The organism is Marinagarivorans cellulosilyticus (assembly GCF_021655555.1).
GTDB classification, from domain to species: Bacteria; Pseudomonadota; Gammaproteobacteria; order Pseudomonadales; family Cellvibrionaceae; genus Marinagarivorans; species Marinagarivorans cellulosilyticus.
In genome coordinates this window covers 4,557,013-4,582,438 of record NZ_AP023086.1, presented here as the reverse complement: position 1 = coordinate 4,582,438, position 25,426 = coordinate 4,557,013, and the positions used below count along the sequence as shown (strand labels likewise).

The 25,426-nt window shown below is 49.1% G+C and carries 13 protein-coding genes; 6 read left to right on the top strand and 7 right to left on the bottom strand.

Annotated elements, in window-relative coordinates:
* Nucleotides 1-50: 50 nt before the first annotated feature.
* Nucleotides 51-467, bottom strand: coding sequence for a hypothetical protein (locus MARGE09_RS18690; protein WP_236984638.1), 417 nt, complete (start codon nucleotides 465-467; stop codon nucleotides 51-53).
* 279 nt (nucleotides 468-746) lie between these two features.
* Nucleotides 747-10,205: a tandem-95 repeat protein gene (locus MARGE09_RS18685; protein WP_236984636.1), complete on the bottom strand. Its 9,459-nt coding sequence runs from the start codon at nucleotides 10,203-10,205 to the stop codon at nucleotides 747-749.
* Here MARGE09_RS18685 and MARGE09_RS18680 point away from each other — a divergent pair.
* Nucleotides 10,185-10,640 carry an outer membrane beta-barrel protein gene (locus tag MARGE09_RS18680; RefSeq protein WP_236984634.1) on the top strand — a complete coding sequence of 152 codons (456 nt, stop codon included), beginning with the start codon at nucleotides 10,185-10,187 and terminating at the stop codon, nucleotides 10,638-10,640. The two genes, MARGE09_RS18685 and MARGE09_RS18680, sit on opposite strands and share 21 nt — an antisense overlap.
* A gap of 107 nt (nucleotides 10,641-10,747) precedes the next feature.
* Here MARGE09_RS18680 and MARGE09_RS18675 read toward each other — a convergent pair whose 3' ends face one another.
* From MARGE09_RS18675 to MARGE09_RS18665, 3 genes are all read right to left on the bottom strand, one after another.
* A complete protein-coding gene (locus MARGE09_RS18675) occupies nucleotides 10,748-10,966 on the bottom strand; it encodes a DUF6500 family protein (RefSeq protein WP_236984632.1) in 219 nt (72 codons plus the stop codon).
* Nucleotides 10,967-11,075: 109 nt separating this feature from the next.
* A complete protein-coding gene (locus MARGE09_RS18670; RefSeq protein WP_236984630.1) occupies nucleotides 11,076-11,621 on the bottom strand; it encodes a hypothetical protein in 546 nt (181 codons plus the stop codon).
* 76 nt (nucleotides 11,622-11,697) lie between these two features.
* Nucleotides 11,698-12,414 carry an AEC family transporter gene (locus tag MARGE09_RS18665; RefSeq protein WP_236987414.1) on the bottom strand — a complete coding sequence of 239 codons (717 nt, stop codon included), beginning with the start codon at nucleotides 12,412-12,414 and terminating at the stop codon, nucleotides 11,698-11,700.
* Nucleotides 12,415-12,965: 551 nt separating this feature from the next.
* On the opposite strand from MARGE09_RS18665, the gene xrtD reads away from it, so the two are divergent.
* Together xrtD and MARGE09_RS18655 are read left to right on the top strand one after the other, a co-directional pair.
* The gene (gene xrtD / locus MARGE09_RS18660; RefSeq protein ID WP_236984629.1) at nucleotides 12,966-14,498 is read left to right on the top strand and encodes a VPLPA-CTERM-specific exosortase XrtD; all 1,533 of its coding nucleotides are present in this window, start codon (nucleotides 12,966-12,968) and stop codon (nucleotides 14,496-14,498) included.
* Between the two features lie 12 nt (nucleotides 14,499-14,510).
* Nucleotides 14,511-16,892 carry a tetratricopeptide repeat protein gene (locus tag MARGE09_RS18655; protein ID WP_236984627.1) on the top strand — a complete coding sequence of 794 codons (2,382 nt, stop codon included), beginning with the start codon at nucleotides 14,511-14,513 and terminating at the stop codon, nucleotides 16,890-16,892.
* 78 nt (nucleotides 16,893-16,970) lie between these two features.
* On the opposite strand, the gene MARGE09_RS18650 is transcribed toward MARGE09_RS18655, so the two are convergent.
* A complete protein-coding gene (locus MARGE09_RS18650) occupies nucleotides 16,971-17,957 on the bottom strand; it encodes a choice-of-anchor A family protein (RefSeq protein WP_236984625.1) in 987 nt (328 codons plus the stop codon).
* A gap of 395 nt (nucleotides 17,958-18,352) precedes the next feature.
* Between MARGE09_RS18650 and MARGE09_RS18645 the strand changes: the two genes are divergently transcribed.
* Entirely contained in the window at nucleotides 18,353-18,706 is a 354-nt protein-coding gene (locus tag MARGE09_RS18645) for a VOC family protein (RefSeq protein ID WP_236984623.1), read from the top strand.
* Nucleotides 18,707-18,795: 89 nt separating this feature from the next.
* Here MARGE09_RS18645 and MARGE09_RS18640 read toward each other — a convergent pair whose 3' ends face one another.
* A complete protein-coding gene (locus MARGE09_RS18640; protein ID WP_236984621.1) occupies nucleotides 18,796-21,591 on the bottom strand; it encodes a DUF349 domain-containing protein in 2,796 nt (931 codons plus the stop codon).
* A gap of 181 nt (nucleotides 21,592-21,772) precedes the next feature.
* Here MARGE09_RS18640 and MARGE09_RS18635 point away from each other — a divergent pair, with 181 nt between their 5' ends.
* Together MARGE09_RS18635 and MARGE09_RS18630 are read left to right on the top strand one after the other, a co-directional pair.
* Nucleotides 21,773-24,049, top strand: a complete 2,277-nt coding sequence (locus tag MARGE09_RS18635; RefSeq protein WP_236984619.1) for a DUF3857 domain-containing transglutaminase family protein — start codon at nucleotides 21,773-21,775, stop codon at nucleotides 24,047-24,049.
* The gene (locus tag MARGE09_RS18630) at nucleotides 24,046-25,425 is read left to right on the top strand and encodes a tetratricopeptide repeat protein (RefSeq protein WP_236984617.1); all 1,380 of its coding nucleotides are present in this window, start codon (nucleotides 24,046-24,048) and stop codon (nucleotides 25,423-25,425) included. The genes MARGE09_RS18635 and MARGE09_RS18630 overlap by 4 nt, the downstream gene beginning before the upstream one ends.
* Nucleotide 25,426 lies beyond the last annotated feature (1 nt).

Sequence of the window (25,426 nt, the reverse complement as noted above, 5' to 3'; positions counted from 1 at the left end):
AGGAATATGCCTATATCTAGACATTTATGTCTATAACTATACCTAAATGTCTAGATATAGCCATCTACCAGCATCAAGCTTGTGTCTATATCTAGACATTTATCGGCACCACCTTCAACAATCCGATCTTTGAGCCCTAAGCTGATGGCAGTTTTCCGGCTCGTTAACCAAAACTTTCCTATCTGACTCCACTTTGCGCCTGCTTGTTTGACCTTGAGTCTCAAATCGTTTTCATGAAAGCTAATGGCTAGCGCAACGATTTCCGACCTTTGAGTGGCCAAGTGGGCTCGCTGGCAGAAATCTTTTTGCGGAGCAGGGCGCCTATCAACTTCGATTTCAATGGTGGTGATTACCTCATCGTGAGCGCTATCATGCCGATACCGCACCGCGACCAGCTTATCGCCCCATTGGCGTTTAAACCGTTGTGCGCCTGCTTGATCATTGCGAATGGTTTTGGTTACTTTCATAGCGTCCTGCCATTGTGATAAATACGTGTTTTTGTAAGAGTTATTTTTGAGCTGACGGGCGCGACTTGGAACAGGAACAGCCCCCACCTCAACCTTCAGGGCCGTCACCGACAGGATGTCGGTGCAGAGCTACAGGCTTTGGCAGGATAGCCAATGGTAGACATCGCATGGAGCACGATGTCGAGATGTATTTATGCGTGCCCAGAAGGTTGGGGTGGGGGCGATCTACGAAGCACGGCCCAACAAACTAACCAAAAAACCTCACCCCAAAAAAACTCCTTAGAATCGAACCCCAAGACTTACCCCAACCATCACATTCCGTTGCCCCTCAAGCTTCGCCGTTTGATAAATAACCCCAGCCGAATAACGCTCAAAGAAATAACCATTCATACCTGCGCTAACGACCACATCCGTGTCGTCAATTTCAAAGGGTGTGGCGAAGCCGTTAATGAGGGTTGAGTATTCGCCAGTCCATTGCCATGCACTTAGTTTTACGTAGCCCTCGAGCGAATCGCCATGCCAGTAGCTGCCGCGTAAGCCAGCAAAAGCGCCTTTGCCGCTGGTGGGGTAGTGGGATTGGGTGGCGGCTAGCACTGCTTCGGGATTACTGGCGGTGCCTTCTAAGCTGTAACTAATTTCGCCCCAATCGCGATAACCTAGCTCCACCGCAAAGTTGGGCGTAATGCGGTAGCCGGCTAATAATTCTTGCGTACCGCGCTTGTCGTCTAGGTCTGTTATTTTAATTTCTTGTGCGCTGGCTTTTATAGTTGATTGTAAATTGCTGGCTTGCCAGTGGCTGCTGGCGGTGCCTAAACCTAATTCGATATACCAAGGTTTTTCTGCGGCTGCAGCGTTAAAAGAAAGTAGGGCAAGTAATGTTGCGGCGGCCTTTAAACCTAAGCGCCGTGCTGTGTTTAATCGGCCTAGCAATACCAAGCCTAGTAACCAGAAATAGCCAATGCCGATGGCGCCACCACTTTTACCGCCGCCCTCTACTCGTACTTCAGTTGCCACAAATAATGGCGTAAAGGCTGCTGTTGTCGTGTTGTTGCTGGCGTTAGACTCTAGTGCATCAGAGCTAACCCTTGCTGTTGCATTGCCTGCGGGTTTTTGCCTTGCGGTAAGCACCAAGCTAAAAGGCTCGCTGGCGTTGCCGGCTAGGCTCGCGGCGGTGCAGGTTACGGTTACCCCATCCATCGTACATGCCGCCGGTTTACTGGCTACCGTTAAACCGGCTGGCAGTGTAATGGTGGCCACAACGTTGGAGATGGATTGGCTGCTACCGTTGTGTACGGTGGCGACATACTGCCATTGGTAACTGGCATTACTTAACACCGTGGTGGTGTTGGTAATGCTGATGTCTGCAGTTGTGCCTACGGCACCATCGTTGGCAGTTAGGTACACGTTAACCTCGTCGTTATCGTCTTCGTAAATTAAAATATCCGACAAACCATCGTTATCAATATCCTCTGGCAGTACCAAGGTTGATGGATTAAAAATAATGGTGTCCTTTAATTGCCATGCCTCGTTAGTGCCGCCGCCAATATAAAACTGATAGCTGTCGTTATCGTTGGCTACCAGTAAATCGACTTGGCCATCGCCGTTAAAGTCGGCAATGTCGACTTGTTTGGCGCTGGCGTTACCGAGTGTGGTTGCCTTATTTAAGCCGGTTTCTTCGCTGGCGGTAACAATAGTAATGCCCGATTGTTCGGCCGAGTTATTTTGGTGGGTGGTACTCATGACGAGTTCGTCTTCGCCATCACCGTCGAGGTCAGCAGTGAGCAGGGTGCTTACGCCTTCTACTTCAATGCTGTCGATCACTTCGGTAACTAGGGTTTGCTCACTTTGGGCTTCGCTGCCGGTTTTGCGTTGGCTGGCTTTATTAATGTTGGCGCCAAGGCTAAAGCGCAACAAAACTACGGCGTTGCGGGTGGCAATGCTCATGCGGCCGGCAAAAGGCCCGTCGCCATTTTTGCGGTTGTGAATGGCAAAGTGCACAATTTCGAGCGGTGAATTAAAGACGTAGGGCGCAGCGCTAAAGACGCCGTCTTGGCTGGGGTAAATAAACAAATTAAAGCCTTTGCCGCCAATAATTAGGTCGTCAAAGCCGTCGTTGTTTAAATCGCGCAGCAGTGCAGCGCGGCCGAAGGGCAGTGATTGGGTGGCGGGCTCTTGCTCAAATACAAGCTCGCCGCGCGCGTAGTAAACAGCACTGGCATCGCCGCTACTGTTAACCACTACAGCATCTTCTAAACCGTCGCGGTCAATATCGCCTACTTTAATGGCGCGTGTGTGGCCGGTATTGTTAATTTCGCCCAGTACTGTTGCCGTGCCGGCGTCTTTGTCGTAATCCAGTAACTTAACCGTGCCGCCTAAGCTGGTGCCTGCTATTAGCTCTTTACCGGCTTGGTCGTCTAAGTTAATGCTGGCTAGGGCGGTGGCATTGGCAAGGGTGAATTGCACATTGCCCTGGCTAACGGAGGTGTCGGTGGCGCTAACATCGGTAATGGCTTCGGCAAGGGTGCTGTCGGTAACGGTTTCGTGTACCTGCATACTCACCACTATGTTGCCTTCGCTGCCGGGTGCAAAGGTCAGCTTAAATTGTTGGCTTGCGCCGGCGCTTAGTGCAATAGGGCAGCTGTAGCTAAGCGCTGTTTGGCTGCAGGCCGTGTTGCTTATGCTGCTGGTAAAATCGTTACCTTCGAGCAAGATATTCAACGTGCCTGCCGCTAGCGCAGGGCCGTGGTCTTGTGCGAGCGTTACCGTTAGTGTTTGTTGCTCGCCGACTAAGGCGGGCAAGCCTTGCCATTGATTGGTAATCACAATGTGCGGTGTGCCGCGCTCGATCACCTCTAGCGTAAAGCGCTGTTCTACATCAAAGGTTTGATCGGCTGTACTTAGAATAACATCGACCCCGCCAACTACATCAAACGGCGCTGTGCCCACTAAGCGGTTGCCATCAAGGGTTAACCATTCTGGTGCTTGCACTAGGGTCAGCTCGGTTACGCTATCGGGGTCGCGCACGCCAATGGAGTAGCTAATACTACTGCCTTGCACCACCGAGGTAGGCGCGGTGGTTATAAAGCTTGGTGGGTCGTTAACGGCGGCCACGGTTAAGTTTACGGCTACAGGGCTTGAGGTAACGGTGCCGTCGCTTACGGTGTAAGTAAAGCTATCGGTACGGGTTTCGCCACCGTTGTGGCGGTAGCTAAAGCTGCCGTCGGCATTCAAGGTAAAGTTACTGCTGTTGGCGGGCGATGCAACCAGTGTTGCGGTTAGGGTATCGCCGCTATCCACGTCTACGTCATTGGCTAGTACACCGGTTGTGGCATTGGTTTGGAATAGGGCGCCTTCGTCTAGCGTGTAGGTATCGGCTGCCGGCTCGGTGGCATCGTTAGTATTGGCCACGGTAATGCTAAAGCTTTGTAGCATGGTGGTGGTCTTGCCATCGCTTACGCTCACAATAATATCGCGGGCAACGCCGACGTCATCGTTAGTTGGGGTGCCGGTGATGGCACCAGTGGCTGGGTCGAAGGTGGCCCAAGCGGGTAGGTTTTGCACGCTAAAGGTCAGGGTGTCGCCGGTGTCGTTATCACTGATCATGGGTGTAAAGCTATAGTTGCCGTCTTCGTCGACCATTGCGCTGGCGGTGCCGGTGAGTACGGGTGCATCATTAACGGCGTTAATGGTAATTGTGACGGTGGCGGTATTCGAGTTGGCGCCTTCGTTATCGGCCAAGGTATAGCTGAAACTATCGCTGCCATTTACGTTAGCGTTAGGCGTATAGGTGATAGTGCCGTCGGCGTTATCGCTTACGCTGCCTTGGCTTGGTGCGCTTACAATGGCGAGGCTGGCAAAGTCTAAGGTGCCATCAAGATCGCTGTCGTTAGCGGCTAAATCAATCACAATGGCCACATCTTCGTCCGTCGTGGCTGCATCATTATTGGCCAGTGGTGCATCGTTGACGGCGTTAACAGTAATGGTCACCGTTGCCGTTGCCGATGTGCCGCCGTCGTTATCTTGCACGGTGTAGGTCAGGCTGTCGCTGCCATTAAAGTTGGCACCAGGGGTGTACACAATGCTGCCGGTGGCGGTATTCACGCTGGCGCTGCCGTTGGCAGGCGCAGTAACTACCGTAACGCTGCTGGCGACTAGGGTGCCGTCAATATCGCTATCGTTGCCCAGTACGTTAATGGTATGGGCGCTATCTTCGACTAATACGGCAGTATCGTCGGCCACTACGGGCACATCGTTAACGCTGGTAACGGTAATGTCGACGGTTGCAGTATTCGAGCTACCACCAGCATCGTCTTGTACGATGTAGGTTAGGCTGTCGCTACCAAAGTAGTTGGCCTCGGCGGTGTAGGTTATAGCACCGGTTATGGCGTCTATGGTTGTTGCGCCGTGGCTGGCTGGTGTAACAATCGTTACGGTATTGGCGGCGATGGTGCCGTCGATGTCAGAATCATTGGCGGCAACATCAATGACTGTGCTGCCATCTTCTTCTAAGGTGGCGCTATCGTTAGCCGCGGTGGGCAAATCGTTTACGCCAGTCACATTCACGATAACGCTTGCCACATTGGAGCTAGCCCCGTTTTGGTCGTCAATGGTGTAAGTGAAGGTGTCGGTGCCGTTAAAGTTAAGGTTTGGCGTGTACACAATTTCGCCGCCAGTAACTACCGCGCTGCCGTTACTGGCGTTAGTGACCACCATAAGAGTGCTGGTATCGATGCTATCGCCGTTGTCAATATCGCTGTCGTTAGCGGCAACATCAATGCTAATGGCGTTATCTTCGGGCGTACTGGCGGTATCGGCTGTGGCGTTTGGTGCATCGTTTTGGGCATTGACGGTAATGGTTACCGTTGCCGCATTCGACATGCCAGCGGCCGCATCTTGCACGGTATAGGTGAAGGTGTCGGTACCGTTAAAATTAGCTGCAGGGGTATAGGTAATGGCGCCAGTGCCGGTATTAACGCTAGTTGTACCATTGCTGGGGTTGCTAGCAATGGTGACGCTGGCGGCATTGATGGCGTTATCAATATCGCTATCGTTGGCTAATACGGCCACTTGTACGGCATTGTCTTCATTGGTGCTGGCGCTGTCGTTGGCGGCAACAGGTGCATCGTTAACAGCATTAATGGCAATGCTGACCGTCGCGGTATTGGATGTTGCGCCTTCGGCATCATTTACTGTGTAGGTGAAGCTATCGCTGCCATTGCTGTTAGCCGTTGGGGTGTAGGTAATGGCGCCGGTGGTGGTATTGATGCTGGTATTACCTTGGCTTGGCGCGCTGACTATGGCAACGCTGGCGGCATTTAGGGCGCTATCAATATCGCTGTCATTCGCTAAAACGTCCACTAATACGCTGGTATCTTCGTCGGTTGTGGTGCTATCGGCGGTGGCAACGGGAGCATCATTGGCGGCGGTGATGGTAATGCTCACCGTGGCACTATTGGATGTTGCGCCTTCGGCATCATTCACGGTGTAGGTAAAGCTATCGCTACCGTTACTGTTAGCCGTTGGGGTGTAGGTAATAGCGCCAGTTGTGCTGTTAATACTGGTGCTGCCTTGGCTTGGCGCGCTAACAATGGCAACGCTGGTGGCATTTAGGCTGCTATCAATATCGCTATCGTTTGCTAAAACGTCGACTATTACGCTGCTATCTTCGCCAGTTGTGGCGCTATCGGCGGTGGCAACAGGGGCATCGTTTACGGCGCTTACGGTAATGCTTACGGTGGCAATGTTGGAATCGAAGGTGCCGTCGTTTGCGCTAAAGCTGAAACTATCGCTGCCATTGAAGTTGTCCGCTGGCGTGTAGGTTAAGTTAGGGGCTGTGCCGCTGAGTACGCCGTTGCTGGGGTTGCTGGTAATGGTGTAGGTGAGGGTGTCATTATCGGCATCGCTTACGCCCAAGGTGGCTGCGGTGGCGGTATCCTCGGTAACAGCGAGGTTTGCATTGCTGGCCACTGGCGCTTGGTTATCGACTAAGTCGCTGGTGGGTAGGGCGCTTTCGTAGAAGGTAAATTCGTCGATCTGGCCGGTAAAGTAATCGTAGTCTTGCAGTTCGGTGCGGCCTACGCCTTTGTTAAAGCCCAGTTGGTTAAAGCTCATGGCGAGGTGTTGCACGGTGGCATTGCCAGTGCCGACAAATTCACGGTCTAGGTAAACGCTTAGTTTGTTGCCGGTGGTGTCGGCCGTCATTACCACGTAGTGCCATTGGCCATCGTTAACGCTAGCGGTTGAGGTTAATACTAAGCCGTTGTTACTTGTCCACAATTCGGCATGCAGTTTACCGTTGGCATTAACCGATAAAATAGGCACATGCTGATTGGCGCTAACAATGTTGGCGACGCTGTTATTTTGATAGCCCAAAAGCCCGCCGCGGCCGGTGGTTTTAAACCAGAAGGCGACGGTAAAGTCTTGGTTATCCAGCAGCAGGCTATTGGGCATAGCAAGGTAGCTTGCGCCATCAAAGGTTAATGCGCTGCCGCTGTGGCCATTAGTGGTATAGCTGGTGGTACCAATTACGGCGCCATGGTTGCCATTGCCGCTGCCATCTTGGCTGTTGTTTTCAAAGTCGTAGAGCACAATAGGTGGTGCACCGGCATCGGCGCTGGGAGTTACCGCATTAGAGGCATCGGATGCGTCGCCAGTGCCTACGCTATTGCTGGCAGTAACGCTAAAGGTGTATTCAACGCCATTGGTTAAGCCTGTTACCGTAATAGGTGCGCTGGTGCCGGTGGCGGTTAGCCCACCTGGGCTTGCCGTTGCGGTGTATTGCGTAATGCTAGCACCGCCAGTAAAGGCCGGTGCGGTAAAGCTAACGACAGCCTGTGCATTGCCTTTAATCGCGGTACCAATGGTGGGCGCAGCAGGCATTACAGCGGCAACATTAAAACTTTGGGTTACAGCGCTAGCGGCCAGCCAAGTATCGCTGTCGCCGGCTTGGGTGGCGCTAATGCTACAAGTGCCTACCGTAACAAACGTTAAAGCCCCTGCGCTAGTAATGGTACACACGGCGGTGGTGTTCGAGCTAAAGCTTACTGTTAAGTTAGAGCTAGCGGTGGCGCTAAGGGTTGGGGTAGTGCCAAAGTTTTGCTCGCTGGGCTGGGCAAAGGTAATGGTTTGCGCGCTGCGGGTATCTTTGGTGGTGGTATGGGTTACGGCAGTAGCCGCATTGCCGGCTTCATCGGTAAGTACCACGCTTAGGGTTAAGGTGCCGTCATTTAAGCCGCTCACGTTAAGGCTGCTAATGGTATCGGTTGCGGTGGCAATGGTACCCGTACCGGTTACGGCGGTACCGCCAGCACTCGAGCTAATGGTGTAGCTGTATGTACTGCCCACTTCAGCCGCAGCAAAGGTAAAGCTAGTGCTTGCGGCATCGGTGGCGTCGATAAGTGCATCGCTAAATACTACGCTTTGGCCTGAAGGCGCCGTTTTATCGAGTGTTGCCGTGTGGGTTACGGCGGTTGCAGCGTTGCTAGAGACATCTGTGAGTACCACGCTTAAGGTTAAGGTGCCATCACTCAAGCCGCTCACATCAATATTGCTAATCACATCGCTTGCGGTAGCAATGGTGCCCGTACCGGTCACGGCGGTGCCGCCACCCGAGGAGGTAATAGAATGGCTGTAGCTACTGCCCACTTCGGCGCTAGCAAAGGTAAAGGCCTGGCTTGGGGCCTCGGCGGCGTTAATGGTGGCATCGTTAAAGCTCACGCTTTGGCCGCTGGGGGCGGTGGTATCGATAGTAAAGCTGGTTAGCGTAAGGGTATTGCTGGTATTACCGGCGCTGTCGGTCACGCTTGCGGTGCAGTCGGTGTAAGTGGTGTCGGTTAGTGCGGTGCTGTTATCCCCTTGGGTTAGGGTAATGGTGGTATTGCCAGCACTTATTGCGCCTTCGTTAGCACTGCCACAGCTGCCACCAATGGCAAGCGTGCCGGCCTCGGTGGTGCTTAAGGTGACATTGGGGGTGCTGTCATTCGTAGGTGTTGTTACGGCCGTTACTTCCGCTGTAACCGGCGCGGTTTGATCCAGTGTGGCGGTATTTGTTACGGCTGTAGCGGCATTGCCGGCAGCATCGGTAAGTACTGCGCTAATGGTGACGGTGCCGTCATTCAAACCGCTAATATCAAGGCTGCTGATCACATCACTTGCGGTGGCGATAGTGCCACTGCCGGTAACGGCCGTGCCGCCACCCGATGAGGTAATGGAGTAGCTGTAGCTGCTGCCCACTTCGGCACTGGCAAAGCTAAAGGCTTGGCTGGTGGCCTCGGTGGCGTTAATGGTGGCATCGTTAAAGCTTACGCTGTGGCCTGTAGGCGCGGCGGCATCTAGTGTGGCGGTGTTGGTTACCGCTGAGGCGGCATTGCCGGCGGTATCGGTTAACACCACGCTCACGGTTAGGGTGCCATCACTCAGACCACTCACATCAAGACTGTTAATCACATCGCTTGCGGTAGCAATGGTGCCCGTACCGGTCACGGCGGTGCCGCCACCGGAGGAGGTAATAGAATAGCTGTAGCTACTGCCCACTTCAGCGCTAGCAAAGGTAAAGGCTTGGCTGGTGGCCTCGGTAGCGTTGATGGTGGCATCGTTAAAGCTCACGCTTTGGCCGCTAGGGGCGGTGGTATCGAGAGTAAAACTGGTTAGCGTAAGGGTATTGCTGGTATTACCGGCACTGTCGGTCACGCTTGCGGTGCAGTCGGTGTAAGTGGCGTCGGTTAAGGCGGTGCTGTTATCACCTTGAGTTAAGGTAATGGTGGTATTGCCAGCACTTATGGCGCCTTCGTTAGCACTGCCACAGCTACCACCAATGGCAAGCGTGCCGGCTTCGGTGGTGCTTAAGGTGACATTGGGGGTGTTGTCATTCGTGGGTGTTGTTACCGCTGTCACTTCCGCGGCAACGGGTGCGGTTTGATCCAGTGTGGCGGTATTTGTCACGGCTGTTGCGGCATTGCCGGCAGTATCGGTAAGTACTGCGCTAACGGTGACGGTGCCGTCATTCAAACCGCTAATATCAAGGCTGCTGATCACATCGCTTGCGGTGGCGATAGTGCCACTGCCGGTCACGGCCGTGCCGCCACCCGAGGAGGTAATGGAGTAGCTGTAGCTGCTGCCCACTTCGGCACTGGCAAAGGTAAAGGCTTGGTTTGCGGCCTCGGTGGCGTTAATGGTGGCATCGTTAAAGCTTACGCTATGGCCTGTGGGTGCGGCGGCATCTAATGTGGCGGTGTTGGTTACCGCTGTTGCGGCATTGCCGGCGGTATCGGTCAATACCACGCTAATAGTTAAGGTGCCATCGCTCAAACCACTCACATCAAGGCTGCTAATCACATCGCTTGCGGTGGCAATGGTGCCGCTGCCGGTCACGGCGGTGCCGCCACCGGAGGAGGTAATACTATAGCTGTAGCTACTGCCCACTTCGGCACTGGCAAAGGTGAAGGCTTGGCTTGTGGCCTCGGTCGCGTTGATGGTGACATCGTTAAAGCTTACGCTTTGGCCTGCGGGCGCGGTTTTATCCAGTAATGTTGTTGCGGTAACGGCTGTGGCGGCATTGCCGGCGGTATCGGTCAAAACCACGCTAACGGTTAAGGTGCCGTCGTTTAAGCCGCTAATATCAATACTGCTGATCACATCGCTTGCGGTGGCGATAGTGCCGCTGTCGGTAACGGCGGTGCCGCCACCGGACGAGGTAATGCTATAGCTAGTGGTTTTTATGTGGGTGGTAGCGTTGGTCAAACGAGTGTCAAAGCGGACGATGTTGATACAAGTATTGATGATGATAGCTCTGCGTACAAGATTATACTGGGCTACAACCTAGGTTTAGTCCCTTTAATTGATTTGGCTGTTGAGGCGGATTACCGTGATTTTGGATCGTTTAAAAGTGGCGATGGTGCTCTTGAAGCTGACTTAACCACTTTTGATGTATACGGTTTAGCGGGTTTTGATGTTGGCCCTATTGGTCTATTTGCCAAGCTAGGTTATAGCAGTGCCGATGGCGAATTTAAGTACTCTGACGGTAAATTTGATGAGTCTGATTCTGATGTCACCTATGGCATAGGCGCTAAATTCCAGATTGGTTCATTTGCAGTGCGTGCAGAGTACGAATCTTTTGAGTTTGAAGGGATCGACGACCTCTACATGTTTTCAGCCGGTGCGGTGTATACTTTTTAATACTGCCAAAACACCGCTTTTTACAATACCCGCTTAAGCGGGTATTTTTTTGGTCTAATGCGTAGGCTGGGTTTTAATCACGGCAATGCAGTGGTAAAAATAAAGCGTTAAACACCACTTTGTACCATATTTATAATTTTATTGGCCTTTTCAAAGTGGTCTAACCGGTGGGTTTTAATCCACCAAGTGGCAACTTCCATGAGTTGCTCTGGGTCGTTGTTTTTATTGCTGAAAAAAGCATAAAACGATAGACCTACATTGTCGCCTTTCGTCGCTATTTTCTTGTTACAAATTTCGATAATTTTTCTTCTTAGTTCAATATTCATTGGTAATGTTGTTTGTCTGTGTTATTGGGCAGCAGCGTAAAAATCCGGTAAACGGGTTATTGTGAATAGGCTCCACACCGCTACAATAAGCCTATTCGGGAAAGCGCAATTACAATGGACAAAAGTCTACCGCTTTAGGTGTATTGGCAGGGTAGAGTCTAACAATGTCGCTGTCGCCGGCAAAATCACCAATAATCCAAATTTGGTCAAAGGGGTGGTTTTCTGGAATGGTGATTTCCGTGCGTAAGGCTTTGATATCGTCTGATGTCCATGCTGGGTGTGCATTGCGCAAGACTAGCCAGACTTTATCCGTTAAATAATATTTTTTTGATTTGTTGAGTAAAATTCGATTGAGCGCTGTTAATAAGCGGTTGTAAGCTCCTTGAATCGTGCGCAGGTGTTTGAGTTCGATGGTGGTATTTTCGTCAATGTAGTGACCGAGTATTTGAATCGCTTCGGCTTCTGAGCCATAAATATGTGCAATTTCTAGGTCGAGGTTTTCGCCCTCGAGGTGACAGGTAACGTCGGGTTTTGCTGGCTCGTTGTGAATAATATCACGAATGGCTTTGCTTGTTTTAGCTTCGAAGCGGCGCATAAAAATTTTAGCAGCGGCGTGCTCAAGTTGGATTTTTTCGCGGTCACTTTTCTTGCGCATTAGAACCTACTGTTAGTCTTTTTATCTATCGGGTTTTAGCTCATTGCCTGATGCCACAGCCATACGCTAAATATGCCTATTGTAATACTGTTGCCCACGATGGATGCGGTGAGTTTGGGGGGGCTAGGTGGTGTGATGTGGCGAGCACGCCTGCAGAGATCATGGAAGGCATGGCGGGTTCTAAAATAATGACTTTTGCGACTAACCCCTCGACTGTCAGCATTTTCAATAGCGCCCATGTAAACAATGGCGAAAGCAACAAAAGATAAACAAGGCCTATGGTTAACGGCTGCAAATGCTTTCGGTCCAGGCGAAGCCGCCACTGGAGCCCTACGGCGACCATATCCACTGGGACTAAAGTTTGTGCCATACGGGGTAATACCTCATTGAGCCATTCGGGGTATTCCAACCAGCGGCAGCAAAAGGCGATAAGTAGCGTGATAAATGGCGGGAAGCTGATAATGTATGTGCCATACCGGTGCTTTGTATTTGTCGTCGGCTGAGTAATACTGGCGATGGCAACACCGACAGTATTTAAAGCCAGAAAAGTTCCAAATTGGTCGTATAGAATTGCATAAGGCAATGCCTCGCTCCCTAAGAACGCTTGCAGTAAAGGTATGCCTACAAAGCTCGTATTCCCGAGCGGAACGGTAAGCATTAAGATGCCTGTCACACCTTTGGACCATCGGCACAACCGGCTGGTAAGAAACACAAGCGCAGCGGTAAAAAGCATAACCGACCATGCTAGCGCTATGGGTAAAAGTGCTTCGTGATTTAGTGTTAATTTGGGGATTTCATTGAGTACTACCGCCGGTAGTGCAACGTAAATAATGTAGGCATTGAGCGCTCTAGGTGGTCATCCTGCGGGAAACGCTTTATACGCTATAAGCAAAGGCCGATGAGTAGGCAGGTGATAACGAGTAGAGGTTGGACGCGGGTACCTCTTTCGTGCATAGCGGTAATTCTATTCAACTTGTGCTTTTTGAGTGATGGCTGAGCGTTTTGTTTGGCGGCTGACATTCTACGGTCGAGTGGTGCCAAGCTTGGAAGTGGCTGTGTAAATTTATCACCGTTGCGATAATAAGCGATAATGAAGTCTGTGCAGTGTCATGAGTTGCTGGGTGAGTAAATCTTGCTAGGAGGGCGTATTGCTCCTAGGTCTCTGCTGAGTGTCCAGTGTCGGGGGCATCCGTATCGCACGTGTGTTAGCGAAGGCGCTATCCAAACCGTATTTTGACGATTAGCCATTGGTGTATCGGGGGTGGGGCAGTAAACTGTAGTGTTATTTGCATAAGCTAAATTGTGCATTCGCAATTCTTTTATTTATTGGTAGGGCGCCGAATTATGGCCTTTTTTCGTACTTATTGGCCTTTGTTGCCGCTGTTGTTGGTTCCATATTTGTACAGTGGAGCTTTGTTAAACTTGGTGGAGCGCTGGCTGGCGGAAACCGAATATAGTCACGGTATTGTAATTCCTTTTATCAGTCTTTATATCGTAAGTGAACGTTGGCGGGCTATTCGGGCTTGCGCTACCGGCGGCAGTGTTTGGGGTGTGCTGGTGATGGCGGTAGCACTCTTACTATTTCTGGCCGGCGAAGTTAGTGCGCTGTTTGCGCTGGTTCAAATTTCCTTTGTGTTATTGCTGTGGGGGGCTTGTTTAGCTTACTTAGGGTGGGCTAGTGCAAGGTTATTAAGTGCCCCTATTTTTATATTGTTTTTTTCTATTCCCTTGCCGTACTTTATTGAGGTAATGCTCACTGCAAAATTACAACTGTTGTCTTCACAGTTGGGGGTGATGTTTATTGGTTTGCTGGGAATACCAGTATTTCTCAGTGGGAATGTGATTGATTTGGGGCGTCATCAGCTAGAAGTAGTGGAGGCCTGCAGCGGTTTGCGCTTTTTATACCCATTAATGAGTGTAGGGTTTATTGTTGCTTACTTCTACCGCGCCCACTGGCTTAAACGCGGATTTGTTTTCTTATCAACTATACCGATCACTGTTTTTATGAATAGCCTGCGGATTGCGATTACCGCTGCGCTGGTAGAGCGCTACGGGCTGGCAGCCACGGAAGGAACCGTACACGATGCCGAAGGTTGGGTTGTCTTTGTTTTTTGTCTGGTCTTTTTGTTTTTGGAAATTATAGTTCTGGAAAGGCTAACGACTAGGCGCTCCCTTGCAGACATTCTAGGTTTAGATGAGTTATCCCAGGCTGCCGGCGAAGAGGGCCAGCTAATTCTGAAAACTAGCGCTGTTTATGGTGCGCTAGCTTTGTTATTGACTACTTTTTTAGTTTCTACATTGTTGCAGCAGCGCCAAGGCTTGGAGCCACCGGCAACCCATTTAGCCTTATTTCCACACAGTATTGGCGCTTGGCAAGGTGAGCCTCGCCCTTTAGAGGCGAGAGTTACCGATAAATTAAAATTGACTGACTACATGATGATGAATTTTAAGCATCCGATGGAGCTAGAGCCAATTAATTTATACGTTGCTTATTACGCTAATCAGCGCAAGGGCGAATCCCCGCATTCTCCGCGTGTTTGCATGCCTGGTGGCGGTTGGGTGATCGAGTCGTTTGAGCGTATGAAACTTGATGGTGCTGATGTTAATAGGGCTGTTATTGCCAAAGAAGGACAAAAGCAGTTAGTTTATTATTGGTTTTCCGAGAGAGGCCAAACAGTGGCCAATGAATATTATAAAAAATGGTTGCTGTTTAAAGCGTTTGTTCAAACAGGGCGCACAGATGGTGCTCTTGTTCGGGTGACAATACCTGTCGTCGATAATCGACAGTTGGCGGCGTCGGATCAAAAAGTTCAAGAATTTATTAGCTTGATTCGCTCACCATTAGCAACGTTTTTACCCGGTTCCGATTCATATTAATAAGGTTTTATTGTGTCTAAAAAAACAATTCCGCTTGGTCTATCTATTGCTGCATTCGTCTTGATGAGTGCTGGTTGCAAAGAGAAAAAAACAGCTGAGGATTACTTGCATAGCGGCCAAGCATTTTATGAGCAGGAACTCTTGGGTAAGGCGCGAGTGCAGTACCGTAATGCGCTCGCGCTGGATGCTACCAATGGCGATGCCCACTTTGGCTTGGCGACATTGGCCAAAGACAAACAAGACTTGGCTGCACGCCAGTATCATTTGCAAAAAACAGTGGAATATAGCCCCGAAAATACAACGGCTATTTTTGAGCTGGGAGAAATATCCTTGTTGATGGGGGATTTAGCTGTTGCTCAAAAGTCCGCAAAATCGTTGGCGCAATTGCAGCCAGAGACTTTGCAGTACTACAAGTTGGCGTTAGCGGTGGCTATTGCCGAAGATAAGTGGCAGCAAGCACAAACACTAGGGGAGGATGCTTTAAAGGCTTTCCCTGAAAATGCAGAGCTATGGGGGCTGATCGGTGTTGTCGCCAAAAAACAAGAGCAGTGGCCGCAAGCGTTAAAGGCACTTGATAAGGCGATAGCGCTGGACGAGCAAAACCCGCAATACCGAGTGCTACGCATAGAAGTTAATGAAGCGCGCGGTGATGTTGATGCATCTATTCTTGATTTGAAGGCGCTTATTGATAGTAGTGATTATTCAGATGCGCAAATTATTAAATTGATCAAACTTGTCAATGATCAGCGTGGCCGCCCAGCCGCTATTGATGAGCTAAATAATTATTTGCATAAATACCCGCAAGCTGATGCTTTGCAAGTATTACTAGTAGACCTTGTTAAACAGGATGATCCGGAGCGAGCGGGTAAATTATTAGATGAGTTTATTCGCAAGGCTAATAACCCTACAGGGCTTTTATTTTATCGCGTTAATGCAGCCTTTAGTCATAACAATGTGGTTTTGGCCCAGCAAGATTTAAATACATTAGTTGCATTGCCCAATCAAACGCCAAAAGCTTTGGCGCAAGCCAAATCTATGCAGGCTGAATTGGCTTGGTTACAGGGCGATTGGGATAACGCACAAACGCTTGTGATATCGGTATTGGCGCTTGATGCAAATCATGTAAATGCCTTGCTTTTGCGGGCGAAGTTGTTGGTGCGTGAGGGCCGTTCGGGTGATGCGGTGGTTTATCTCAATAAGGTGCTTGCACAAAACGCACAATCTGTTGAAGCGTTATCTTTATTGGCAGAGCACTACCAGCGGCAAGGCAATACAAGTTTGGCGAAAGATTTTTATCACAGAATAGGGCTTGTCGACCCAGATAATTACGCGGCACTGCGTTTTCATATCTATGAGGCTTTTAGCAAGGAGCACTTAACCAATGCCGATGCTTTGGTGACGCGGGCATTAAAACGTTACCCAGAGGATGCCGCTTTGCTGGGTATTAAACTACAGATTGCAGCACTAAGAGCGAATTATAAAACAGCAACGGCTATCCTTGAGCAATTAAAAGCTTTGGACCTGAGCGCTGCTGATGCTTTGTTTTTTGAAGGCTTTATTCAGCAGCAACAAGGTGATTACGCTAGGGCTATGACATCTTTTGGCAAGGCGGTGAGTGCGCGGGGGCAGTACGATAAAGCACTTAAAGCGATGTTTGCGTGTGCAAATAAAGCTAAAGCGCTTGAAGTATTTAAAACTTTTTTGCTCACGCACACCGAAAAAAACGCACACGATTTAACGGCGCATCTGTTAATAGCGCAATTAACATTTGAGGCTAACCCAGTTGCGGCTATAAAACGGCTTTCCAGTGTTACCCAAGCACAGCCTTCTTGGTATGAGGGGGTTGTCGCTTTATCAAAATTTAAGCGTTACCACGGCGATGCTGCTGAAGCATTGGTGTTATTAAAAGGCAGCTATACACAATCGAAAAATAGCAGCGTAGGTATTGCTTACGCAAGAATGCTGGAGCAGCAAGCGCAGGCGGCTGAAGCAGGCGTAGTTTATGATCAGTTGTTACAAGTTGACTCGAATAACGACATTGTTCGCAATAATTATGCGTTATTGCTTGTTGGTGAATTATTTTCACAAGCATCGTTGCGAAAAGCCTTGCAGTTAACCGAGGGTTTTGCCTCTTCGGATAATCCAGCTCTGCTGGATACGCAGGGCGTGGTGCTGATGACAGCAGGGAAGTTTACGGAGGCGAATTATGCTTTTAATAAGGCACTTGGCTTTGCTGATATTACGGAAATCAAATTGCATTACGCCGATTCACTGTATCGCAGTGGTGACCATGCGGGTGGGCGTGAAGTATTAGAGGGCCTAGAAAATAAAGGTGTCAGTGAAGGGATTGCGAAAAAAATAGCTTTGCTGCGTGAACGTTGGGCTCAAAAATGAGGTTGTTTTGCGGGCAATAAAAAAGGCCTTGGTGCGCATGCATCAAGGCCTTTTTTATTAGTGTTGAGCTGGTAAGGCTTAAGCGATTGCTGCCTTGGCAGCCTTACGCTTGCGCCAGCGGCGTATGCCAACAAAAGCGGCCATACCCATTAGCATAAATTGAACTGATGCTGGTAAGGGAACTTCTGATGGCGGTACAAATGTATAGTTGTGGATTTGACGAGACTGGTATAAAGATTTAACTGCTACAGTGCCATCGGTAGTTGGGTTGCCGTATACAGAGGCTCCCATCGCTAAAATAGAGCCGCGGAAGGTATCTAGTCCCATAAAGTCTACGGCTTCGGCATCGTAGAAGTTCCACAAAATATTACTAGCGCCGATGTTGTTGGCATCAGGGTTGGGGTTTGAAAAACCGTTAGTGAAGTTAATGCCGCCGCCGGAAACAAAGTTGTAACCGCTATTTTGTGTTGAGATATTAATGATAACGGTTTCAGCAAGTCCGGCATTTAAGTTTAGGCCGGTATTTTGTTGAAATACATCTTCGGCATTGACGTTAAAAACCGCAGTACTTTGTGTGCCCGTGTAATTAAACGTAGCTGTGTTACCGCTGCGATCAAGGCTACCGTTTGATGCCATGTTGCTGTAGTTGTTAGACGTGCTGTTTAGCTCGGCTATCATGTTATCGCGCTGCGTTGTAAGTGCTGCGCGCGATTCTTGGCGTACAGTGCCGCCGCCATTCATGTTGAAGTTTAGGTTGCTGCTAACGCTACCGCCATAAACTACGTTGCCAGCTTCAACGTTAAAACCACCGCCTGGAGAGTTGATATCCCCTACGGTAACAAGCGTATCAAGTGTTGATGAGGGTGTAAGCGTTAAGCCAACATCCATGTAGCCATGAATAGTCGCGTCGCCACCAACAAAAACTTTGCCGCCAACAGAGGCGTTCCCATGAGTGTAATTTGCTACGGTAAAAACATTGTATTCGTTTAACACAAGCGCGCTAGCAGATAGACTGAATAAGCCTGAGGCTACGGCGAGCGCCGATTTTGCAATAATATTTTTCATATTGATTCCTTTAGAGTATTCCGCTTCAACCTTTGTTGCAGTGAGTGTGTTGCAGTGCATGCACAGAGGTTTTGTCGAATTTAATTGTTCGCATATCTTAAAGTAAGCAGCTATCGTGCCAGAGTTTTCTTGAGTGGGTGTTTGTTGTAAGGAGAATTGAGTGTACCCCAGCACTGGCATGCCTTGGCGCGTTGTTTGGCGCGCCAAACTTGAAAGGCAAAATGGAAGTACATAAAGTGCTTGTTATTGCAATGTAAGCAAAATCGACACTGCTCGGGTCGGTTGATAGCTTGCTGGAGCTGAGCTGTAGCGGCATCGAGCCGCGCTATTATCTTGTGTTTTTGTTCATCTATGCGCTAAGACTATAAGCGCTTATTAACCTGAAGGAGAAAGTCATGCACCAGCACGAAAAGTTAAACTATGTAGAATTTCCTGCAGTGAATCTTGAAGCGACCAAAGCATTTTTTAGTGAAGTTTTCAAATGGCGCTTTCAGGACTATGGTCCCGATTATACTGCCTTTGAAAACGAAGGCTTAGATGGTGGTTTTTATCAAGCCGAGCTTAAATCTCGCTCGTTAGTGGGTGGTGCTTTACTTGTGTTCTACAGCTCTGATTTGGAGAGTACCTTGGCCAAAGTAGAGGCTGCCGGCGGTACGATAGCTATGCCAACCTTTGCTTTTCCAGGTGGCAGGCGCTTTCACTTTTATGAACCAAGCGGTAATGAGTTCGCTGTTTGGTCTGATAATTAATACTTGCTGCCAGCTAAATTAAAAAGCCAGCTCTAATTGATAGAGCTGGCTTTTTTGATGCGGCTTAAAAAACCGTATTTGACTAGCGATTAAGCCGGTTCGGCCACTTTGTTGTTTGTTTTTTCAAAGGTGTTTTCTAAAAAGCGTTGCTGAAGCGACTGTAAGCTGGTTGCAGGGCAGTGGCTTATGGTGATCCATTCACGCGCTAGGCTTTCGGCGGTATCGGTTTGGGTGCTGCCGAAGTTTTGCTTGAGCGCCTCTACTTGGTAGTTCATGCGTTGGGCTTTGTCTTCGGCGGGGCTTTCGATGCCGTTGGCAATTTCTGCTCGTATGCAAAGTAGCCGAAGTGCCTCTTCGCTAGTGTGAAGTGCGGTATTGTCGTTGCTGCCTAGTGCATTAACGCGTTGTAAAAAGGCTTCGTTACAGCTGCTAGGTAGCTTAGTTGTATTTAGCTGCTCTTTGAAGGCGTCTAATGCATCGCCGCTATCCTCGCTTAGTTCAAGCGCTGTTAGCTCTGTGTTAATGGTAAATAAGCTTTTCCAGGCTTGTTGTTGCGCATCTGATCGGTGGCTGGATATTTTTTGTTCGATTTTACTTAATAGTGTGTGAAACTTGCTGTATTCGGCTTTAGGAATATCACCGAGTTCAGAAAAGGCGGTTTTTAAATCGCTGATTTCGCTGCCTTGAGTTTGCAGCTTTTCACCATCTTCTTGTGCTATGGCTTCTAGCTGATCAATTAGCGTATTGGCTTGGGCGATTAATTGATCGCGCTCAGCATTGGCTTCATCAAAAATGGTTTGTCGCTTATTGAACACCTCATCGCAAAGTCCTCGGAATTGTGTCCACAGTTGCTGATCGGTTTTTCTGAAAGTGCGGCCTGCTTGCTTCCAGTTTTGTTGCAGTTGTTTAATGTCTTCGGCCGCTCTTTTGGGGTCGCCGTGTTGGGCGGCTTTTTCTGCCAGTTCTATTAGCTGCAGTTTGCGCTGTTTAACGATTTCGTAAGCGGCGTTCATTTCGCCATAAATTTTATCTAAAGCGGCATCAAAGCCACTTTGCAGTTCTTTTTGCTGCTGGCGTGGTACTGGCCATAGTGTTTTCCAGGCATCTTTTGCTACCCGTAGCGTTTGTTCTACATCTTTCCAAACGGCTTGCTCCCAGTTGTAAGCATCGTGATATTGCTCGAGTTGCTGCGTTAAGGCTTTACGTTGCTCTGCATTTTTTTCGCGGATCTCGGCTTGTTCTGCAAAGTGCTTTTTACAGGGTTCAAAAGCGACATCTGCACTTTGCTGAAAGGCTTGCCATAATTCTTCATCCTGATTTTGGCCGCCTTTACACAGTAATTTCCATTCGTCTTGTAGGGCGTGAATTTTATCGGCGAGGTCGTCTGGTGCTAGTTCAGAGCTTTGAAGCGCGGTCATTTTTTCTACTAGGGCTTCTTTTTTCGGCGTCACGGCAAAGTCGTGCCAATCGCCGAGCTTGGTCATGGTCTCGTCGAGTTGTTCTAGTTTGTTAGCAATGCCCAAAGGTATATCGGTAAGTTCTGCGCGTTTTTCATTAAGTTCTTTGGCAATGCCGCGAGCGCGCCTTACTTGGCCGCTATTCGCTGCAATATTGGCTCTGCGAATTAAGTCGCTAACGTGACCAATTAACGCTTTACGTTTTGCGACAATATCATTTTGCTGTTGTTGCCATTGTGCAATAGCAGCTTTGGCAGTGTCGGCACTTTCACTCTGTAGTGTTGGTAAATTGTGGCGAATATTGAGCTGCGCAGAAATGGCTTTGCGCGTGCTTTCTGCGGCCTCTTTTTCTTGACTATTAAGGGCGGTAACTAGCGCAGTGACGGTGCCGTCTTGCTCGACAAGTTTAAGTAGCGCATGGGCCGCTTCGCTCGCTTGGTAAAAAGTTTGCTGTGCTTTTTGCTGCGCTTTTTGTTGCTCATTGCTCTTGCTGCTAGAGCTTTGGCCGTTATTGATCTGAGCTTGCACGTTTTGGCTTTGTTCGCTGAGCTGTTCTTTAAATTGCGCTAGGGCGTCGGCATCGATATCTTGGCTATCGTAAAGCGCTTGTGCTACTTGGTTTACCGCTTGTGTTGCGGCCTGGATGCTTGCGACCATGCTGTTGGCTAACTGCTCTGCCAATGCTGCGGCTTTACCTTTATCTATTTCTGCATCGATGATTTTTTGGCAGTTGGTAATAGCGTTGTCAAAACGTTTTTGCAGCTCTGCGGTAGCATCGGCTTCGTGGGCCTGCCAATCTTGTTCTAGGCTAACAAATTTGTGTGTGTAGAGATGATCAAAAGGCTTTTTGGCGTGGCGTTCTGCGTCGTTGCAAATGCTTGCTAAGTGAGCATGACGCTGAGCAAGGGCATCGTCTTCTGCTTTAAAAACAGCTAGACGTGACTTAGCAACTTTATAGACGTTTTTGTCTTTGCCTTTGGCGCCTTTCAGCATGTTTTCGACGGCACTGCGTTCGGTAACACGCTCGGCGGCGGCTTTGCGCACTTGTGCTGAAGGCGCTTCGTTCGCCATGGCCGCAAGGGCTTGTTGGTCTGTTATTGTGCTAAGGATGTCTTCAATTGCGGCTGCATTGTAGCTGCAAAGGTTAAGGAGCTCTTCGGTGTTTTGTGCGTCGGCAGTAATTTGCGCGAGGGTGACTGCGTTCTCTTCTAGGAGTTTGGCGATTTGCTGGCGTGCTGCGGTGCGCTGCTTGCTGGCTTTTGTGTCGCGCGCTAAACCGAGCAGTTCTGCCCCGTACTGGCTGGGAAGCACGGGTTGCTCAGCCGTTACCGAGGTATTTACGCGGTTTTGTGCGTTATTGGTGCTAGTCTTTGAGTGTGGGGCTGCACTCGGTGCTTTTTTAAACAAGCGGCTAAAAAAGGATATCATCGCGGGCTCTCTGTTGCGTGTTTGTCAGGCCGCAAAGCCTAGCCTGACGGGCAGTTAGATAAAAGCGCTTAGCATAATCAATGCGCCTAAAAAATGCACGTTATGTGTTTTAACGTAGAATGTGCGATTTTGCATAAATCGCGCAAGATTGGCCGATTGTTTTGATAGTTAAGGATGTTGTATGTCTGTTAGGGTCGCGCTTGGTTGCGCAATAGGTCTTGGGTTGGGCGTTTGTGCGCGTGTATTGGGATATGGCTTATTCGGAGCTTTATTGTGTGTGCCTTTAGTACATGCCCAGGGTGGAGAGAGCCATCAAAGCTTAGCTGCAGCGTTAGCGGTACAAAAACGTGCGTATAAGCCTTCGCCGAATGCCGGCGCAGAGGTTTTATTGCGCAAATCCCACATTGTGCTGGACGAGGATTACTTGGCGCAGGCGGTTGTGTACATGTCCGTGGCGATAAATGATGATGAAGCTGCCCGCGATTACAGCCAAATTACCATTCCCTACAACGAACATTTTGACCAGCTAACGTTGGATTTTGCTCGTGTACTGACTCAGCACGGGCAGTTAGAGAACGTACTTGCCGATGCGATTCAAATTCAAAGCCCCTCACAGGATAATTTTTACCAAGATCGCAAAGAGCTGACTTTCTCGCTGCCGAATGTTAGGGCCGGCAGTGTTATTGAGTTTCAATACACGCGAAAGAGTATGTCGGCAATTATGCCAAAAGCTTATTTTGCTCGTTTTTGGTTGCATTGGTGGCAGGGTAGAGCCGGTGGGCAAAGTTCGCGCTTAGACCCTGTTGCTGTGCGTGAAGTGACGCTGCTAGGCCCACAATCGCTAGCATTAACCAGCGCTATATCGCATCCTAAGTGGGTAAAACAAAGCAGCAAAAAAACAGCCGCTGGCATCCAGTGGCATTGGGTGGCAAAAAATTTACGTGCAATACCGTTGCAACCTTACATGCCGCGTGAAGATGGCATTGTTCCTTTTGTTTCGGTGTCTACCACACCGCAATGGCAAGCTGTTGCTGATTGGGCCTTAGCGCTGTTTGCGCCACATATTCAATTAGATGAAACATTAAAGCGGCAAGCGCAGCGTATAGCGCAGCAAGCGACAACGCGCGATGAAAAAATACGCGCCGTTTACGCGTTACTTAATCAGCAGGTGCGCTATGTATTTGCGCATGTAGGACGCGGTGGCTACGAGCCACACTCTGCGCCTGCGGTCTATAAAAATGGCTATGGCGATTGTAAAGATCAAACGGTATTAACGATTGCTCTGCTGCGTGAGCTGGGTGTGGAGGCTTACCCCGCGTTAGTCGCAACGCGCTCGATGGGTTTGCCTGATATGCCGGTTCCTAGCGTGTATTTCGATCACATGATTACCCATATCCCGGCTCAGCATGGCCAGCGGGCGATTTGGTTAGATACATCTGGCGATCAGCAGTTATACCCAGGCGGCGGTATTGGTTTGGAAGGGCAGCCAGCTTTAATTGTGAAGAAAAACTCTAATGCCTTAACGACGATTCCCGATAGGGCTATTGACTTCCATCAGGCGCATTTGAATGTCGTGTTTGAGCCGCCCAATGCAGAAGCAAAAATAGACGAGCCCTTAAAGGGACATTTTTCGTTAAGCCTAAGCGGTATTTATGAACAGAGTTTACGTGCTACATGGATGTATCAAACGGAAAAAGAAAAAGCCATTACCGATAGCCTTGCCAATTTATTTGCTAACGCAGAGTTAACTGAATTGACCGTCGAAAACGCCGAAGATCTTTGGCTTCCGTTTAAAGTTTCTGGTGTGTGGCGTTTTAAAGCACCATGGGAGCGCGATGCGCCCGAAAGTATTGTTTTTAACGTTAATCAATTGTTGGGGGTTTTTGCTGGGGTTTATCAGTGGCATAAGCCTAGCGAGCGGGTGCAACCTTTTCAGTTGGACCCAGGTTTTGTTTTGAACGCCAGTGTGCTATTTAAAAAGCAAGGGCAGTCGTACCAAGAGCTCATCAGTACTGGCCCTAATATCGAAACGCCTTGGTTTTCGGTTGTCCAAAGCAGTCAGGCTAAGCCTGAGGGTATTGCAGTAGAGACTCAAATTCGCTTGCCATCATTAACATTGGCCCGTAGTGATTATGCTGCTTTTTACGATGCAATTACCGGCTTAGCTGAAGAACAAGGTTTTGCTGTGGCCTATAACTTGAATAATGAATTAGGCGCTAAAAGTAACATGATGGCTAATGCTACGGGTATTGCAGGCATGTTTGCCGGAATACGGCAGGACCTTGCAAATGGGCAATTCCCTGCGGCGTTAAGTGCTGCCAAAAAAGCGGCCGCGTTAGAACCCAAAAATGGTGAAGCTCAGTATTTGTTAGGTTTGGCGCAAGGCTATAACGAGCTGCTAGAGGAAGCTGCGAAGTCTTTCGAGTTGGCAAAGCAGTTAGGGTATTCGCAACCGTGAAATTATTAAGTTTACGTGCGGGTACTTTCGTCCTGGCTCTTATTTTATGTGGTTGTGCCAGTACGGGTTATAAACCGCCCTCGACTAATGCGGCTCCGCCTTTACTGCCGGTTAAAATTGTTGCGCAAATAGATCAAGACTTTCAAAGTTATACGCAGTCTCTTGATAAGCGTGTAGGGGCCTCTACATATAGCCGCTACCAAGCGTTGCTAAAAACCTCGCCAGGCTATGTTCCGGCCTTACGTGGCTTGTATAGCTTTTATTATTTTAATGCGCAATTGCCTACAGGTGCATACCTTACTTTATCGGAAAGTATGGCTGGGCTTAACCAGCTGTATACACGCTTACCTGCGCTTATTCGCAATGAATATTACCCGCCGACGTTTGCTCTGTATCAGCGTAATGCAGCTATTCAATCATCAAGCCCTGCTTCTGTGAGTAATGAGCTTTTGCTAAAAAATTTGCGAATGGCTATTCAAGAGGCCCCCGAAAATGCAACGGTAAGAGCGATATTGGCAGAACAGCTAGTGGCGATGGGGCATGCCGTAGTGGCTAAGGCTGTTTTGTACGAGGCAGCCAGACATGCTCCCGATGAGGAGCTTTACCCTTATACGCTGGCCAATTACTTTTACCAAGCGGCACTAGATCAGGCTTGTATTCAAGATAATAGCGAAGCACTGCGGCCTGCCTTAAGCCTTTATCGCAATACCTTAAAAATCAATTCGGATGCCGATGTGCATTATCAAATGGGTGTTATTTATGGCGTATTGGGCCTGATGCCGCTAATGCTTAACGAAGCGGCGGTATTGGCCAAAAAAGACGATGTGCCGAGTTTGTGGCAAGCAGCATATTTATATGTTTATGGCGGCAATTTAGGTGCGGCTAAACGTCTTTTTGAGCGAGCGGCTAATGCGGCTGATTTACAAAGTCAGCCACAAGGGCGTGCGTATATTGACTACTTAATGTTAACCGGGCAATGGCAAGCTGCTGTTAAACATTACCCAGAATTTTTACAGGCCAAGTATGCTTTGGGTTCTTACGATTTATTGCTGGCAAGCTTGATGGCTGCGGTGGCGCACGGGGAAAATAAAAATATTTCTTTTGATGATGCTTGGCCAAAGTCTAGCCAGTTAAGCTACCACCATCCATGGCCTGTTGCTTTGTTTGATGTGATGGCAGGTGATAAAAATTACCAAGCACTTGCTGAACAGGTTGAGGGGAATCGCTGTTACCAGTCGCAATTACATTTCTACGCTGGATTTAATGCATGGTTAAATAACGATTTTGATCAAGCAAAACAGCATGCGCAAAAGGTGAAGGCACTTAAATTGCCTTTTTCGCTAGAAAGCTTGTTGGCCGAAACTTTATTGCAGTAAC